Here is a 16039-nt window from a genome sequence, read left to right as displayed (position 1 = left end):
CCATGATTACTACTTTAACGAGACAACATTAGTAGTAATCAGCAGATTTTATATGTCATATAGTGAAGCCAAATATTTAATTAATACCTATAACATTTAAGCTACTTACATCTTCACCAATAATAACGAGTTTCGCAGGCATTTTTACGTATTCTGGAAGCCATTGGACCATGCCATACGCATATTGAAACAGGAAAGGATTTTTCACACCTTCTAATGGCACATAGCCTTTCATTCGATACACTGTTTCAGGCAATGTGCGTACCCAATCCTCAAATTGCTCCTGCGTAAAGTCAACGTCATTAAATTCAACTAATCGTGAACCGAGATGCATTGATGCTATTGGGGTTTTTACAACTTCTTGTTTATCCACCTGAGCTGTTGCCTTTAAATCTTCTAATAAACGTAACGGTACTCGACCATTTGTAGTTTGCAAAATAAAGGCATGAGGATTAAAGCCTTGTAGCTCATAAACAACCTGTGCCTGCTCTGCCTCTGTTAATAAATCCGTTTTATTAGCCAGCAATAAATGTGCATGACGGATTTGCTCCATAAATAAGGAGCGCACTTGTGGGGTTAATGTTTCTCGATTTAACCACAGCTTCGAGTCAGCAACCGTAACAATTCCTTTGATATTTAACTGTTCCGCAAATAACGGTGAATAAACAGCGTCTAAAGCTTCAACAGGATGTGCAGCACCAGTTGTTTCTATAATTAAGACATCAAAGTCACTATCTAATAGAAGAGATTGAATTTGTGCCTCTGTTTTTTCAGCGCCAGAGCAGCAAATACAGCCCTCTAGCATTTCCTTTAGCGGAATATCCTTTTCAACAGCCTGTGAGTCAAATGGAAGCTTGCCAAGCTCATTCATAATGACAGCAGGCTTTAAATTTTTTTCCTTTAGTTGTCGAATAACATCTGTTAGCATGGATGTTTTTCCGCTACCTAAAAAGCCACTAAATAAGTATACGTCCTTCACAATTATTACCTCCGATAAAAAAAGCTGTCGCAAAAGGCCACTTGAGACGCCTGCTGCGACAGCTACTTTGTTAGTTTGTAGTTTACTCCGTTTTTGCTGGTGTACTAGTAAGCAGTTCTTTTGCTTTTAACAATTGAGGGTCATCTGCTTTTATTTTAGCACGTAATGCATCCATTAAAGCATACGTTGTATCGCCAGTTAAAATGCCAGTTTCTTCAAGACCATTTGCAGCTTGCAGTTTTTTCACTGCACGTTCTGTGGATTGATCAAAAATACCGTTTGCTTTACCAGGCTCATATCCTAAAACTTCTAGCATTTCTTGTGCCGCTTTTACAGAGTTAGACTGCATATCCTTTTTCATTTCCATAGATGGATCTAAATATGGTAATGATGCATAAGATGGGTATGACACTTTAACATCTGGAGCAATTCCTTTTTCGTGAATCCAGTTACCGTTTGGTGTTAGCCATTTACCTGTTGTGAATTTTAGGTTAGAGCCATCTTTTAATGGTGTGACATTTTGCACTGTACCTTTACCAAACGATGTTTCTCCAACAATTTTAGCACCGACAGACTCTTTTAATGCTCCAGCTAATATTTCAGAAGCAGAAGCACTGCCGCTATCAACAAGGACTGTTACTGGAATATTATATTTTTTACCAGCAATAGCATTGCTAATTTTCGGCTCTTCATCTTTTTGTTGTACTTGGACAATCGGTTTACCTTCTGGAACAAATAAATTCGAAATTTCTATTGCAGCATCTAGGAAACCACCTGGATTTTGGCGTACATCTAAAACGATACCTTTCAAGCCCTTACCTTCGTAATCGGCAAGAATCTTCTCAAATTCTTTTGCTGTATTTTCACTAAATGACGTGATTTGAATATGGGCAATATCGCCTTCAAGCATTTCACCATAAACCGTTTCAACCGGAATTTCATCACGGACAATTGTCATATTAAGAGGCTCAGCGTTTCCTTCCCTTTTCACGGTTAATTTTACTGGTGTTCCTTTTTCACCACGAATACGAGCTACCGCTTCAGATGCACTTAACCCATGAATGCTTTTTCCATCTACAGTTAAGATAATATCTTTCGGTAACAGTCCCGCTTTTTCAGCAGGTGAATTTTTAATAGGTGACACAACTGTAATAGAGCCGTTACGCTCTTGAATTTCCGCACCAATTCCTTGGAAACTAGAAGACAAACCAGACTTAAATTGATCTGCTTCTTCCTTCACCATGAAATCAGAATACGGATCACCTAAAGCGTCAAACATGCCATTAATTGCGCCATCGACCACTTTCGCATCGTCGATATCTTTGTAATAGTTGTTTTTAAGCAAATCATAGGCCTCGTACAATTTTGAAAATTCCTTACGCACAGTCGGTACTTTTACTTCCACTGCTTTCTTATCTCCAAATGTTAACGCAAATATTGTTAAGCCTGCAGTAATAAGGATTGTAAAGAACATCAGCATAATAAATTTAAACGGTTTCATTTGTATAAATTGTCCTGCTGGTTTCACTTCAGTAGGAGGTGTTTGTTCTGACTGCTGTTCTATACTATCTTTTTTCTGTTCATCCATCTTGATTGTCACCACTCTCATATACACTAACTTGTTGTCACACTATTACCATCTTAACAGGTTATAGAGAAGACGAAAAGAAAAAGACTGTCAAAATTTCACGACAAATCTTGTCCTACAACAATCTTCATAAAATCCAGCATTTCTTAATCACTATAAATTGTTAGGCACATTATTCTATGTAGATGTTATTGCTTTAGATTTTGTAAAAGTAAAGGTGCCCTTGAAGCACTTCTAAAGGCACCTCTATTATCTGCTAAGTTGAAGGTATATAATGGTACTGCTTTTCTATTTTACCCGTTTCCTCGAAGCAGTCAACTAAAATCCTCATAGAATATTAGAAATTATATCCTATTATGCATCTTTAATATACGTAACTTGCGCCAATTTAGCATTTTTTATTTTCATCTCTGCATTTTTAGCTGCATTGATTCCTGTAAAAGTTCCAGTTCTAATACGATAATTTGCACCGTCCTGCTCAATGTAAACAAGCCAACCGAATGTTTTTTTCATCACCTGTGCCGCGCTTTCTACTGCTGTAAGCATACTATATGTTCCCGTGAAAATTCGATATTTTTGTGTTTCTACTGGTGGTATTTGAGTATCTCCAGCTTTTTTTACCATGTCAATAAATTGTGACCAAGGTACTTTTCCAGCACGAATATTACGAGGGCAATTTTTCCCACTAAAATAATTGTGTTGAACAATATTTTGAATTGTTATATTTTCATCTTTTATAATTTTCGCGATAAGATTCACCGCATTGTTCACCGCTTTTAAATAATCTCCATCACTATTTACGCAAATTTCCACTTGAATCCCTTGACTATTACCAACATACGTTCCTGTTGCCCAGCACTCCCAATAATGTTCAAAGGATTGTACAGCTTCTTTGTCATCAACTTGCCAATGCCAACTAGCTTCCCTACTATTACCATTTATTTGTAGACGCGCATGTGCGTCAGCATCAGCACCAACGCTCGTATTGTCGGTTTCATGAACGACAATATACTTTTTTGCATTATTTTTACCATTTGTAATATTCATTGCTTGTGAAGTAGATACTAGTTTTTGGCGTATTGTTACCAAAGGTTTCCCCCCCTTCTTTTTGTCATAATGTAAAAAGTGGGATCATTGAACTTTAATCATACTATCTTACCTTTTGAGTTCGAAAATAGATATTAAGTTCACTCTATATTATGAACCTTTTGTAACTTCTACTATGTTTTTATAAGCATTAATAACCATATATTCGCACTAAAAATTTATTGACTATTTTGGGTGTGCGCTGAGCCGTTTTTAACTCAGTTCTTTTAATTTTTTTATAACAGAATGTACTGTTAGTCTATGAAAAGTTAGAAGCTGCCCTTTATAAATGACAGAAAAAATACCGTACGGGGAGGGTGATAATGCCATCAACTTTTCTCTATCCTTAAGATCAACAAGTTCAACTTGTATATTCAATTTATTTGCACCAGCTATAATATTTTCTGTAGCGATTTCAACATATGGACATTGGAATGACCGTAAAATCGTTAAGTCGTTAAATTTTTTTAATCTGTCCTCCCAATCATTCGGAAAATATGGTTGTTCGACTTCGTTGCTCAATGGGTAGATAAGCAATTCAAAATCATAGGGCGCCGTATCTATAAGTTGAAAATCGTTTTTCAAAAAAATCTCTTTACTTGGTGCCCATGACGTTTTTGAATTCGTAATAACAACAACCCCTTTTTTTGCTAGCTTTTTTGCATCTTCTATACATTTATTGATTAATCGAGTTCCGTAACCTTTTCCAACTGTACTTACCCATAAACAATGAATCACTAAATAACCGTCTGCATATACCACTCTTGAGGAATTTTCTGCTTCTGTATATTCAATAAACCCAACTTGTTTTTTATTGTCCATTACTTGAACATATTTCAAGCCTTCCTCAAATCTATTGTTCAGCCATTTGTTCTTATTTAAATATCCACTTGATTTCTTCTTACTTCTAAGACAAAAACTCCCAGTTCCCTCTAAAAACTCATTATTACATTCAACTAATTCAACGTTACACAACAATACCAACCCCCTCGTATCTTTAGGGTAATTGTACCTTTTTTGAATGATAAACATAATGTATGATTGATTTCCGTTCCGGCTGGGCGCTTTTTTGTTATCGTTATTGCTCGCTTCGCTTTCTGGGGGGCGTCCAATGAGCCGCTTCACTCACGTTGCTCTCAACAAATCTTCATAGAAATGGATAAGTCATTCCTAGAAAATGAAAAATCAGGCTATTTACATCTTTAGCCTGATTTCCCCACGGAAAAAATTTATTAATTTTAAACAAATATATTATTTGAATTTCTAAATTTACAGCATATTTGAAGCCTATTTGTTTTTGTCTTTTTTATTTTGCACTTCGAGTAATTCAGAAACTGTGACAAATTTATATCCTTGCCTTTCCAGCTCAGGAATTATTTTTTCTATCGCTTTTACGGTTTGATGACGATTTCCGCCTCCATCATGAAAAAGAACGATATTCCCTTCTTTGACACCGTTTAGCACAGTGGTAACAATTCTATTAGTACCTGGACTTTTCCAATCTAAAGTATCTAAATGCCATGACCACATAACAACTTTATATCCTTCTTTAGCAATCGCTTGAATCATTGCATCTGAATACTGTCCTTCTACAGGGCGGAATAGAGTAGGCTTAAATCCTGTGATGTTCTGAATGACGTCATTCGTTTGATTTATTTCCTTTAGTAAATTCGGCACATTCGTCCTTAGTGGATGCGTAAATGTATGGTTGGCTAATTCATGACCTTCCTTATACATTCTTGATATGACCTCAGGATTTTTTTGCGCATTTTGACCAACAATAAAAAAAGTAGCTTTCGCATGATATTTGGCTAATACATCTAAAATCTGAGATGTGTACTTCCGATGTGGACCATCATCGAAAGTAAGGGCAACAATTTTTTCATCCGTATTGATCTCCCAGACAATTTGTCCCGCTTCTTCATAATACTTTCTTCCTTTATTTTCATATTTCTCTGCGCCGACTTCTGCATAAAAAAAGGAAACAGTTAAAAGGCAAAAAACAGGGAATAAAAACAGGAGTTTTTTCAAATCTTCACTTCCTCATATAAAATATTTAGTACCTTATTATTTGAGGAATGTTAAAAAAAATGCTCTTTTTTGATTTTTTGTTGCAGTGTATACTCAATAATAGTAGCTAGAGGATTTTGAATTAAAACGTAGGATACTTTTTATCACTGACTAAATAGCTATTCCTGTTACTAAAGATTCAAAATCTGCTCATTCATTTTAAATATCTGTTTCAAATGATGCTCCATATGGTCAAGATAATCTTGAATAAGCCACTGTAGAGTTATTAATTGATTATTTTCAAAGCCACATTGTAGAGCGAGCTTTTCATTAGGGATATTTTTAAGAACATATATAATTTTTTTATTTAAGCTCACCCATTGGTTCATTACTTCATCAAAAGGTAACTCTTGATACCCTTGAATTTTCACCCAATGAACTTGGTCATACGGTGTTAATAGAAAGGGTTGCTTTTCGTATTGTATTTTAATGAACCTATCCAAATTATTAATGGCGGAGTCGCATAAATGGCCTAACATCTCTTTTTTTGACCACTTTTGAGGCGCTGGTCGTTGTGAAATCTCTAGTTCAGACATATGACGAAATTCTCCAGGAATGTTATCGATCAAAAAAAGTAATTGATCTATAATTCTATGTACATTTTTCACACCCCCTATTGATATTGAAATTAGCTATTTATAAAAACTTAAATAATAGTCAATTAATTTAATGACTTCATTTATTTTTTTATATTCTTTTTCTATTTTATAGGAAATAAACAATATAGCTAAATTAAAACTCAAAACTGCTAGAGCAACGATTTGGACAAGTGATATGCCAGTCATCAATTTAATATTAATTGCTGAGGCAATTATTGTAATCAAAGATAAGATGACACCACATAATGTGGTATATAGAAGATAGCATATAATATTTTTTGCATTCAATAAGTTAATTATATTATTCTCTTAATTGAATGTTTAGTTTATTAGAATAGGATGGATAAATATGTTATCTTTTATTGCAATAGTTCTTCTTTTATTTTTAATTCCTGGTCCAGCTGTTATCATTACCATTACGCAAACGTTGAAAGGTGGTAAAAAGAACGGTATTTTCACCGCACTAGGCATTGGATTAGGTGATTTAGTTCATACGTTAGCAGCTGTATTAGGGTTATCAGCAATTTTAATGAACTCTGCCACTGCATTTGAGATAGTGAAATATATTGGTGTTGCTTACCTAGTTTATTTAGGTATTCAAATGCTCTTAACAAAACCACAAAAAATAGAAAAACCAACTGTTGAACAAAGTTCGGCAAGTTCTTCGTTCCGACAAGGTTTTTTAGCGGAGATTTTAAATCCGAAAACTGCATTATTTTTCTTAGCGTTTTTACCACAGTTTGTTCAGCATAATGGTCAATCGATCACTGTTCAATTATTGATTTTAGGCATTACTTTTGTTGTCATGAGTGCTTTATATACTATTTTGTTAGCTATTATTACAAGCTTTATTGGTGAAAAAATTTTTACGAAGACATCAAACAATGGCTCACGTTGGATTGAAAAGGCAGTTGGTTTCGTTTATATCGGTCTAGGCGTTAAATTAGCACTTCAAACTCAAAGTAGATAATATATAGTTTCTTAGGGAGAACACGATAAATACGTGCTCTCCTTTTATATTTCAAGAACAAGTCCCATTTCAACTCTTACTTCTTTTTTTTCAATATCATTATTGGAGTAACTTAATAAATCACATCCAATTAGGTGAAATCCATGCTTTTTGTAAAATTGAATTGCAGGATAATTAGAAGTTTGCGTTTCTAAAACGATCGCCCTTACCCCTATTTCTGTTGCTCGCTTTTTGACCAAAGCCATGAATTTACTTCCAATTCCTTTATGTAGATGAGATTGATCAATATGAATATCATTAATTCTTAACACATTATGCCACTTCTCTTGGCTGATGCTAACAATTCCAACTTCTTCTTCATTTAATTCAGCAATATAGCATTCAATATCTTCTATATGATCTTCAAAAATTTCTCCTTCCAAATACTTGTGAAACGGGGTTTCGTAATGTTTTAACGTAAAATCAATTGCCCAGCCATTTTCTCGTTCTTTATAAACAACATCATAATAGTTATTGGAGACGTATTGATAAATAATTTTTTTACCGTTAGGATAGTGTTCTTTATATATCCTTTTTATTTGAAACAACTTTAATCACCCTTTTCATAGTTCTTTACATAATCTTAGTGAAAATTGGTATAACTATAAACAATTAGAAGATTTACAACTTGAATAGCTATTACATTCTTTATAACCACATTTTGATTTTTGGATCACTTGGATACATGAGTCCTGTTCAGTATCCATTTCTTGCTGTACGAGCTTACTTCTACTTTTCGCAAATTATCCAGGCTCCAAATCATTATAATTTTATCATAATTGAATGAATAAATTTCTTATGCTAACCCGTCCTCGGCATAATTACGTTCAGAATCGCTTGTGCTTAGGCATGAGATGTTATTTGCGGAAAGCGTAGTACTAACGTAGCGGCAGCGGCACTATGTACAAGCTTATAGACCCTTCGCAAACCAAAGGTCTATAAGCTTGATGTAGCCTATTCTATTTATTGTTTAGGTGTATTTGCGGTTAGTGGATTACTGTTTGCAACCAATTGTACTGGTGTCGTGCCTTGTTGAGCAGACTGTGTCATTGGTTGTTCATTATTCATTAGCCCAAAGCGTTTCATTACACCAAAAAGCGCCGCGCCGCCTATAATGCCCCATGCTAAAAATCTCACTGACGAAAACCTCCTTTCTCCATACTGAATTTTTAAAACAGCTTTAGTATTGGAAATCCTATGCGGTTTATACTGTGTTAACTGAACGAGTTTTTTGTTCATTTTACAGATTATTTGTAAAAGTTACAGAATACAGTAGTAAAATAGGATAAATTTCAAATTAATATTAAAATTGCTTCAATAGATGAAATCCCCCACAAATAGAAATATTATATGAACAACTGTTTTTAGAAATGTCAAAACTCCAACCTCAATAGCTCCAGCTAAACAGGATGTAGAGTTTCTTAATGGGAGAAAAATTAGGTTGCTGAATTACATAACAACATTGTAGGATTTTTAAATTAGATTACTTGGAGTTAAGGCTTTTACCAGAAACTATTGGCGCTATTAACTTGTATGTCAAACATGGATTTATTGAAACGAGCCGTACTATGCGACTAGAGCTTTAAAGATATGTATGATATTAGAGCCTGCGTTAAACAAAGTGCGAAAGCATAGCGACAGGTACATACGTTCGGTCAAGAAAAGTTATCTAAACCAGCAATCATCTCACCACATATAATGGAGAGAAATTCTGCTGGAGAAGTTAAATAAAATCTTCCCAAGTAAAATCAATACTTAAAATACCAATTGGCAGTTCGGTAGCACTATAGTTTTTTTCAATGGCCACTTTTGGTTTACGAAAACATACAAGATTATTATAATAACCAAAAGCTCTGCAAATAGATGGACGTACCGAATGAATGCCACATCGGTCATTTATTTCGTCATAAAATATGCAGGTTCCATAAAAACGTTGTTGATTTTTTAAATCTTGGCGTAATTTTTTAGGCATCGCCTTAATTTTCTTTTTTATTTTCTTTAACTCTTGTTCTGTAATTGGAACAGGCCCACAACATATCCCTCTACAACCTTTACAAGGTAATTCTTCCATAAAACAATCATCTCCTAGAAAAAGCAAGTGTTTTAATTCGTTTATTAATTGGATTCTCCTTAATTAAGTCAAAAAAATAGGACTCTCCTGGCCAGGAGAATCCTATTTTACACTTTAAATTAATAATTGTAAATTATATCATAAATGAATTTTTTTGTCAATTTATTAATCTTCATAATTTCTAGTATCTAGCATCATATTAAAATCCTCTTAAAACATCAGCAGTTCTAGTCCTACAATTTACGCTTTATGGAAGTCACGCAATTTAATTTAACCTTTAATTACGAATAAAGGTTTACAATTTATCAATTAACTTCTATGGTAAAAATGTAAGAAGAACTTCCTTTTTCCCATCTTCCAGAGATAACATATATATATGTGCCTTTTTTATTTGGTGCAGAAAAAACATTACCCTCAACTTTTATTTTTTTACTTTCACCCAAATGTTCCATTTCTACTTCTATTTCATCAATGGGTTGTTTCTTAAAATTAATTTTTATTTCACTTTGAGGGGATACAGAAAATGGAACAATTTTATTATTATCAATAATTGATGATGGAGAAATTTTATCAACACATTCTGAACCTGTAAATTTACTCCAACAATAAGTACCTTGTAATACTGTAATCTTTTTACCTTCTGACAATATAATTGGCTTAGGTGGACCAGCATTAAGTAACATGATAATCAACAGAAATGCGACCGTAAAAAAAGTAATTATACCTATCTTTGCAGCTTTCATTTAAACTCTCCTGCCAAGTATCAGAAAATTCAAAAGAGTCTCAAAACATTCCTTTCAACTTATATTACCATATAGGTAATTTTTCGTGGTTATATGGAAAAGTAGCATTTGAAACTAATTTCCACTAATTTCCCTGTAATTTAGTGAGTTCCCTTGATGCGAAGGAAGTCTGTTTAACGCTCTCTCCCCAAAAATACCAGCCATATTTTCCTGTTATTTTTTCTTCTTTACTAGGCGTAAATTGCCGTTTACCATTGAAGCTATTCTAGATGTGAAATACTCGCTTTCTTGCCATTCATTTTCTTTTGTTAGAACTTATTCAACAAGTTTCGAACTATTTTCATGTTGAATTATGTCGTTGAAATCTTTATGACTACTTCTACAAATTGTACCGAAAAATTCTTTTCACTTATTTCCCCTTTTATTGTGTAACGGTTATTTATCATTTTTTGTTACAAAATTTATCCTTGTCATTTCCGTTATATTCTAAGTGTAATTGCACAATCTAAACTGTAACTAAACAATAACGGAGGTTATCGCAATGAAAAAATTCCTATTTATCGGAGCAATTTCAGCATTCCTGTTAACTGCTTGTTCTTCTCACGATGAAGCTCCGGCTAGTGAACAAGCGGAAGCAAAAGAAAAAACCGTCAATGCTGAGACAAAAGAAAATCTTGAGAAAAGTTTTTTATTTGAATCGGAAGATCCGTTTACAAAGTGATTGAGGAGGACAGATAACTAATTATAGGTTATCTGTTCTTTATGTGTTTTTCCCTCACTGAAATCTCTTCGTTTAAAAACACGTCATGTTTTTGTGTCTACTAATGCAGTCTTATCATGTGGAATTTGATTAATCATATGCGTTATGGGTTCTTATGCTCATGTTTTATGGCTGTTGTTAATTTTAATGCTTCATTCACTGCCCAGCTTTGGTGTTCGTGGAATAAGCAATCAATTGCTTGCATTGGTTCTATCCATTTTAGGAAGTGATCAACTTCAAATGGTTTACCTATTTGTCTACCCTTATCGCATAAATAAAAATAACCTTCGCTAAGGTAATATTTATTGTCATTTGTAGAATAAAAATATCTTTGGGCACACCCTATAAAATGACCTATATTAATATCCATTCCCATCTCTTCAAGGGCTTCTCTTTTTAAACATTCCTCGTGAGACTCGTTTTTTTCCATTCCACCACCAGGGAGGAAAAATTCGTCATCACTTGTTTGAATAATCGCTATTTTTTCTTTCTGACTATTGAACATTAGACAATAAACAGCAGGTCTCCATATGTAGTCTATGCCTTCTTTTTTCTCACCGAATGTAATAATACCCATCATTAATGCTCCTCTGTCTCTGATTCGCTATTTGTTTTATCATTAAACTAAATTGCTACGATAGTTAAAGAAAAAAATCCTGTAAAAACAGGATTCCAAACAAATTTTACTTTATTTTAAATGATCAATCTTATGAGAAAACTACAACAAACACTTTACATTTACTTTAATTTTTCTTTCTTTTTAAGAACAACAAACGAAATCACTGTCCCTTGGTTTGGTTTACTTTTAATTTGAAGTCCCTTACCATAATGTTGTTTTAAACGAAGATCTGTATTAAGCAATCCAATGCCAGTTGAAGTCTCCGCTTTTCTGTCTAGTAATTGTTCCAATGTAGCCTTATCCATTCCAATACCATTATCTGACACAGTGATCTCAATGTACCTGTCGTAATCTACAATGCGAATATGAATATTCCCGCCATTTTCACGAGGCAAAATACCATGTTTCAAAGCATTTTCAATTAATGGTTGGATGGTCAGTGATGGGATCATGACGTCTGTAGAAACTTCCAAATCCCACGTTGCATTGATACGGTCCCCAAAACGTTCTTTATGAATATATAAATAGGATCGAACAAGGCTTAACTCATCCTCAATTGGAACAAGCTCATCAATATTCTGGAACTTAAATGATTCCCTTAAGAAATCACACAGTGCTTCAAGTAGCTTACTTGTACGTTCAATATCAATATCACTTAATGTAATAATGGCATTTAGTGTATTGAAAAGAAAATGCGGCTGTATTTGTGCCTGAAGCCAAGCTGCCTCCATTCGAAGCCTTTCTTGTGCCGATTGTTTAACATCTGTTAGTGCTTTTACTCTTGATCTTAGCTCTAAAGCGTCCACAGGCTTCATGACGTAATCATTAGCACCAGATAAAAATCCATTTTCAATGTCTTGAGACTGACTTCTTGCTGTAAGGAGTAACACCGGAAGTTCTGTTATTGAAAATTGCTGACGAATCGCACGTACTAATTCGTACCCTGACATATTTGGCATCATCACGTCTGAAATGACCAAATCCCACTCTTGAGACATTAATATTTCAAGAGCTTTACTACCACTTGTAACCGTTACTAGGTCGTATTTTTCTATTGAAAGTATTGTTTCGATAACTCTTAAGTTCACTGGATCATCATCGACGACCAAAACGCTAGGTCGATTTGCTTCAATGATTGAATGGTTTTCAGTTCGATTATCGAATAGAATTGGAGAAGTAGCTACTACTGACTCTTCCTTCGCATTTGATAATAGAGCCTCATGTTCTGTAGCATTTTCCTCTTCAGGTAAGTCTGATATTGGTAATGTGAAAGTAAATTCAGACCCTTCCCCTACAACTGAATGTACCTGTAATGATCCCCCATGTAGTTCAACTAATCGTTTACTAATACTAAGTCCTAGCCCAAATCCGCCTTCAATCATTGCCTTGCTAAGGGTACCCTGCTCATATGGTTTAAATATTTGCTGAATGGTGTCCTCATCAATACCAATACCAGTATCCGAAATCACAATTTCAGCCATACCGTTTTTCACATGGCCTACTATTGTCACTTCACCTTCGTTCGTGTATTTCACCGCATTATGAAGAAGATTGAAAACAATTTGAATAACTCTATTTTCATCAGCAACTATTTTCGGAAAATTTTCAGGGATTTGATGAATAAACTGAATCTGCTTACCTTCCCTCATAACATAGAGCATATCTAATACACCCGATACAATTGGCTGAATCGAAAATGTTTTAAGGTTTAGTTTGGGATTATTTTCTTTTAAACTCATTACATCTAGTAAATCATTTAACATTAATGACATACGCCTTCCGACAGATAGCACTGTTTCTAAATCCTTAACACTTTTGTCACTGAGCACATGATCTTCTCTTTCCAAAACAGCTTTTGACATGTTAAGGATCCCATGAAGTGGATTGCGTAATTCATGAGACGTATTGGCAAGGAATTCATCCTTTAATTTATCTGTCTTTTGGAGCTTCATAGCAAGTTCCTTCGTTTCGGAATGGACTTTAGCATATCCTTTAAACCATAAAATAGCCAAACAAGCCACTGTAATAACAATATCAAATGGATACATAATTATTTTAATGCCAAAAATAAGAAGTAAGCCATCCCATATAAGATTATTACCAAATGCTAAAATGGCAAAAAGTAAAAAAATATTACTTTTAATCTCTTTAATTGATTCTCGCATTACTGTTAGTATCGTTATAACGATCGGGATTCCTAAAATCATAATAAAAATGCCTTGATTGAATACTACATAGCGAGTAGATAGTACGATGGTCAATAATGATGCGATAGCACAGAAAATACTAAAGAAGCGAATATATTTTCTCACATGCCGAGGTAACCAATGTTTTATACATTGAAGCAGTGAAAAACCAATGCCAATCATAGAAAGATGAACTAATTTAAAGGCCCAATCATAACTAATCGGTAACCAATAAGATAATAATTTATCATCGCTTCCTAATAAGAAATAAACCATACTATTAATCGATAACAGAGAAAAGTAAAGCAATCTTCTTTCTTCCATAATTCCTACAAAAAATAAAATAATGGAATAGATAGCATGTAGTAAAAAAACTACTGCTACTAGTTGTTGCATATTGATCGACAGTTGAGTTTCCCGAGCTAATATATCTTCTTTCCCTAATTTAATGGAGCGAACAATTCCACCGTCACGAGGGTCCTTATAGTTTGAAGCTTGAACAATAATTTCGATTTCTTTGTGACCGTTTGCTTCAAAGGAAGCAGTATATGGAACATTTCTGGCAATCGTCTTTTCTGCAACCTCCCCTATTTCACCCGATTTTGCTAACGGCCGACCATTTACATATAAAACTGAAGAACTTCGCACACTCGGAACTCGAATACTATAAGTAATATTGTCATCTGGATTGACGAGTAATTTTAAGCGATAAGTACCGTAACCATAAGGGCTCCCCTCTCCCTCTTGTAAAGAAGAGCTCCAACCTTTAGGAACCTGTATGTATTTTGCATGATTCTTCGTAGATTCGATATGCTTTTCTTCACTAATTAACCAATAATAAGGATAAAATTCCCATTCCCCATCAAGTGTAAGAGCATGACCATCATTAAAATTCCAATTTCTTAAATCCATTTGCCCTTTAACAGCATGTGGTTGATCTGTATTATTAAATAAGTTCAGCCATAAAATTCGTGAGCCTGTTAGAAAAATGATAAACAAGCAAATGATGAGAACAATTTTTCTCTTTTTCATTAGGAATAATTGTCAAAAGGTAGTTTATGTTTTTCTGTTATAACACAAGCTCCTTAGGCAAAACCACACCTCCTACGATATATTATCGTATCCGAGTTACCATTACTTTTAAATCTATTTCTTAAACTAAAATCTAAATTTTACAAGGTATTAGTTTTGACCTTTTATACAACAGAAAGAAGGCTTTTTGATATCCGGTGTTTAGGCTAGTTAAATGATTTTAGGCAAGCACAGCATGCTAAAATGTAGCAGCTCTCACTATCATGCGGAGTGCCATCCAAATCAAATAAATCCCGTTCTAAAATTACGATAGCTTTAACTGTTTAAGAGCATAATCTGTTGTTATTGTAATGTTTTCAGGTATTTCGTCTATTGCGAACCAATATACTTTTTCTAAAGCATGCGGTTCTCTATTTCGTACTTCTCCATTCGAAATACGAGCAGCGAAAGTAGGTGCTACATAATGAATATCTTCAGTTTGAATAATGTGATTGGTCACACATACTAATCCTGTTATTTCGATGTCCACTCCAAGCTCTTCCTTAATTTCTCGTATAATCGCGTTTTCTATTGTTTCCATATAATCAACCTTGCCACCAGGTAAACTCCAACAGCCAGCTTCAGGTGCTTTTTTTCGTAAAACAAGTAAAATTTTATTTTCGTCATTTTGGATAACTGCTCCCACGCCAACCTTTGGTAATTTTCCATTTTCCATTAATCTTTTCCTCCCCTATCAAAACTAACCTCTATCGAAAGTTTGTCACTTTTGTAACAAAGGTCTTTTTATCTTAATTGCAAATTTATTTCTTTAAGGTAGATGATTACCTTCTCTCCTTTTTACTGCTTTACGTATTATAAATTGTAGAAAGGAGGTAAGTTATTATGGGCTATTCAGGTAATGGTTACGGCACAGGGTCCGCTTTTGCCCTAATTGTAGTATTATTTATTCTTTTAATTATCGTTGGCGCAACTTTCATTAGTTACTAAAAAACGACACTACCAAAATCTCAATTGCTCATACTTTTCCTAGAGAAATAATAATTTATCCCTAACCTTCTAAAAATACTCAGGGTCACTGTCCTCCGGTGACTCTTTTTCTTTCTAAATATAACATCTAACGACAAAAGCAATAACATAATTAATAGATATTATTACCACCCATCGCTTTTAAGTAGTCACCTGCTGAATCTACACCATTTATTCATTTTTAAAAAACCTATTCCTCCTATATTTAAATAATTAAACATTCCTATTATATCAACTTTAGGAATATTAAGGGAGTTAAATTTTCGCGAGA

17 protein-coding genes are annotated in these 16039 nt (G+C 34.1%); 3 read left to right on the top strand and 14 right to left on the bottom strand.

Annotation, left to right across the window (positions count from 1 at the left end; translation table 11 throughout):
• Window positions 1–76: 76 nt before the first annotated feature.
• The 7 genes from MY533_RS10390 to MY533_RS10360 all read right to left on the bottom strand — a co-directional run bounded on the left by MY533_RS10390 (window position 77) and on the right by MY533_RS10360 (window position 6547).
• Complete coding sequence (locus MY533_RS10390; RefSeq protein WP_248719063.1) at window positions 77–979, bottom strand: CobW family GTP-binding protein; 903 nt, start codon at window positions 977–979, stop codon at window positions 77–79.
• Between the two features lie 82 nt (window positions 980–1061).
• Window positions 1062–2567, bottom strand: coding sequence for a lmo1851 family serine protease (locus tag MY533_RS10385; RefSeq protein ID WP_248719062.1), 1506 nt, complete (start codon window positions 2565–2567; stop codon window positions 1062–1064).
• 354 nt (window positions 2568–2921) lie between these two features.
• Entirely contained in the window at window positions 2922–3656 is a 735-nt protein-coding gene (locus MY533_RS10380) for a peptidoglycan recognition protein family protein (protein ID WP_248719061.1), read from the bottom strand.
• A gap of 210 nt (window positions 3657–3866) precedes the next feature.
• Window positions 3867–4631 carry a GNAT family N-acetyltransferase gene (locus MY533_RS10375; RefSeq protein WP_371873331.1) on the bottom strand — a complete coding sequence of 255 codons (765 nt, stop codon included), beginning with the start codon at window positions 4629–4631 and terminating at the stop codon, window positions 3867–3869.
• 309 nt (window positions 4632–4940) lie between these two features.
• The gene (locus MY533_RS10370) at window positions 4941–5684 is read right to left on the bottom strand and encodes a polysaccharide deacetylase family protein (RefSeq protein ID WP_248719059.1); all 744 of its coding nucleotides are present in this window, start codon (window positions 5682–5684) and stop codon (window positions 4941–4943) included.
• 170 nt (window positions 5685–5854) lie between these two features.
• A complete protein-coding gene (locus MY533_RS10365) occupies window positions 5855–6331 on the bottom strand; it encodes a DinB family protein (protein WP_248719058.1) in 477 nt (158 codons plus the stop codon).
• A 24-nt stretch (window positions 6332–6355) separates the two neighbouring features.
• On the bottom strand, window positions 6356–6547 hold the full coding sequence (locus tag MY533_RS10360; protein ID WP_248719057.1) for a hypothetical protein: 192 nt from the start codon (window positions 6545–6547) through the stop codon (window positions 6356–6358).
• Window positions 6548–6671: 124 nt separating this feature from the next.
• Between MY533_RS10360 and MY533_RS10355 the strand changes: the two genes are divergently transcribed.
• Window positions 6672–7292, top strand: coding sequence for a LysE family translocator (locus tag MY533_RS10355; RefSeq protein WP_049665446.1), 621 nt, complete (start codon window positions 6672–6674; stop codon window positions 7290–7292).
• 44 nt (window positions 7293–7336) lie between these two features.
• On the opposite strand, the gene MY533_RS10350 is transcribed toward MY533_RS10355, so the two are convergent.
• The 4 genes from MY533_RS10350 to MY533_RS10335 all read right to left on the bottom strand — a co-directional run bounded on the left by MY533_RS10350 (window position 7337) and on the right by MY533_RS10335 (window position 10145).
• A complete protein-coding gene (locus tag MY533_RS10350; RefSeq protein WP_248719056.1) occupies window positions 7337–7879 on the bottom strand; it encodes a GNAT family N-acetyltransferase in 543 nt (180 codons plus the stop codon).
• A gap of 415 nt (window positions 7880–8294) precedes the next feature.
• Entirely contained in the window at window positions 8295–8468 is a 174-nt protein-coding gene (locus MY533_RS10345) for a hypothetical protein (RefSeq protein WP_248719055.1), read from the bottom strand.
• Window positions 8469–9054: 586 nt separating this feature from the next.
• Window positions 9055–9402 (bottom strand): YkgJ family cysteine cluster protein, encoded by a 348-nt coding sequence (locus MY533_RS10340; RefSeq protein WP_248719054.1) that lies wholly within the window; start codon window positions 9400–9402, stop codon window positions 9055–9057.
• A 305-nt stretch (window positions 9403–9707) separates the two neighbouring features.
• On the bottom strand, window positions 9708–10145 hold the full coding sequence (locus MY533_RS10335; RefSeq protein ID WP_248719053.1) for a hypothetical protein: 438 nt from the start codon (window positions 10143–10145) through the stop codon (window positions 9708–9710).
• Between the two features lie 541 nt (window positions 10146–10686).
• On the opposite strand from MY533_RS10335, the gene MY533_RS10330 reads away from it, so the two are divergent.
• The gene (locus tag MY533_RS10330) at window positions 10687–10866 is read left to right on the top strand and encodes a hypothetical protein (RefSeq protein WP_248719052.1); all 180 of its coding nucleotides are present in this window, start codon (window positions 10687–10689) and stop codon (window positions 10864–10866) included.
• A gap of 142 nt (window positions 10867–11008) precedes the next feature.
• Here MY533_RS10330 and MY533_RS10325 read toward each other — a convergent pair whose 3' ends face one another.
• The 3 genes from MY533_RS10325 to MY533_RS10315 form a co-directional block, all read right to left on the bottom strand.
• Complete coding sequence (locus MY533_RS10325; protein WP_248719051.1) at window positions 11009–11485, bottom strand: NUDIX hydrolase; 477 nt, start codon at window positions 11483–11485, stop codon at window positions 11009–11011.
• 158 nt (window positions 11486–11643) lie between these two features.
• On the bottom strand, window positions 11644–14742 hold the full coding sequence (locus tag MY533_RS10320; RefSeq protein ID WP_248719050.1) for a hybrid sensor histidine kinase/response regulator: 3099 nt from the start codon (window positions 14740–14742) through the stop codon (window positions 11644–11646).
• A gap of 304 nt (window positions 14743–15046) precedes the next feature.
• A complete protein-coding gene (locus tag MY533_RS10315) occupies window positions 15047–15457 on the bottom strand; it encodes an NUDIX domain-containing protein (RefSeq protein ID WP_248719049.1) in 411 nt (136 codons plus the stop codon).
• A gap of 167 nt (window positions 15458–15624) precedes the next feature.
• On the opposite strand from MY533_RS10315, the gene MY533_RS10310 reads away from it, so the two are divergent.
• Window positions 15625–15729 (top strand): YjcZ family sporulation protein, encoded by a 105-nt coding sequence (locus MY533_RS10310; RefSeq protein WP_142508007.1) that lies wholly within the window; start codon window positions 15625–15627, stop codon window positions 15727–15729.
• Window positions 15730–16039 lie beyond the last annotated feature (310 nt).

Origin of the sequence: Lysinibacillus sp. Ag94 (assembly GCF_023242215.1) — a bacterium.
In the GTDB taxonomy this organism is placed as follows: domain Bacteria; phylum Bacillota; class Bacilli; order Bacillales_A; family Planococcaceae; genus Lysinibacillus.
Note: the sequence above shows the minus strand (reverse complement) of the source record. Positions and strands in the feature narration are given on the sequence as shown.

Bases quoted from the DNA above. Each gene is read 5' to 3' on its own strand.
- MY533_RS10385 (WP_248719062.1), bottom strand. From the start codon at position 2,567: ATGGATGAACAGAAAAAAGATAGTATAGAACAGCAGTCAGAACAAACA.
- MY533_RS10355 (WP_049665446.1), top strand. From the start codon at position 6,672: ATGTTATCTTTTATTGCAATAGTTCTTCTTTTATTTTTAATTCCTGGT.
- MY533_RS10340 (WP_248719054.1), bottom strand. From the start codon at position 9,402: ATGGAAGAATTACCTTGTAAAGGTTGTAGAGGGATATGTTGTGGGCCT.
- MY533_RS10335 (WP_248719053.1), bottom strand. From the start codon at position 10,145: ATGAAAGCTGCAAAGATAGGTATAATTACTTTTTTTACGGTCGCATTT.
- MY533_RS10330 (WP_248719052.1), top strand. From the start codon at position 10,687: ATGAAAAAATTCCTATTTATCGGAGCAATTTCAGCATTCCTGTTAACT.
- MY533_RS10325 (WP_248719051.1), bottom strand. From the start codon at position 11,485: ATGATGGGTATTATTACATTCGGTGAGAAAAAAGAAGGCATAGACTAC.
- MY533_RS10320 (WP_248719050.1), bottom strand. From the start codon at position 14,742: ATGAAAAAGAGAAAAATTGTTCTCATCATTTGCTTGTTTATCATTTTT.
- MY533_RS10315 (WP_248719049.1), bottom strand. From the start codon at position 15,457: ATGGAAAATGGAAAATTACCAAAGGTTGGCGTGGGAGCAGTTATCCAA.
- MY533_RS10310 (WP_142508007.1), top strand. From the start codon at position 15,625: ATGGGCTATTCAGGTAATGGTTACGGCACAGGGTCCGCTTTTGCCCTA.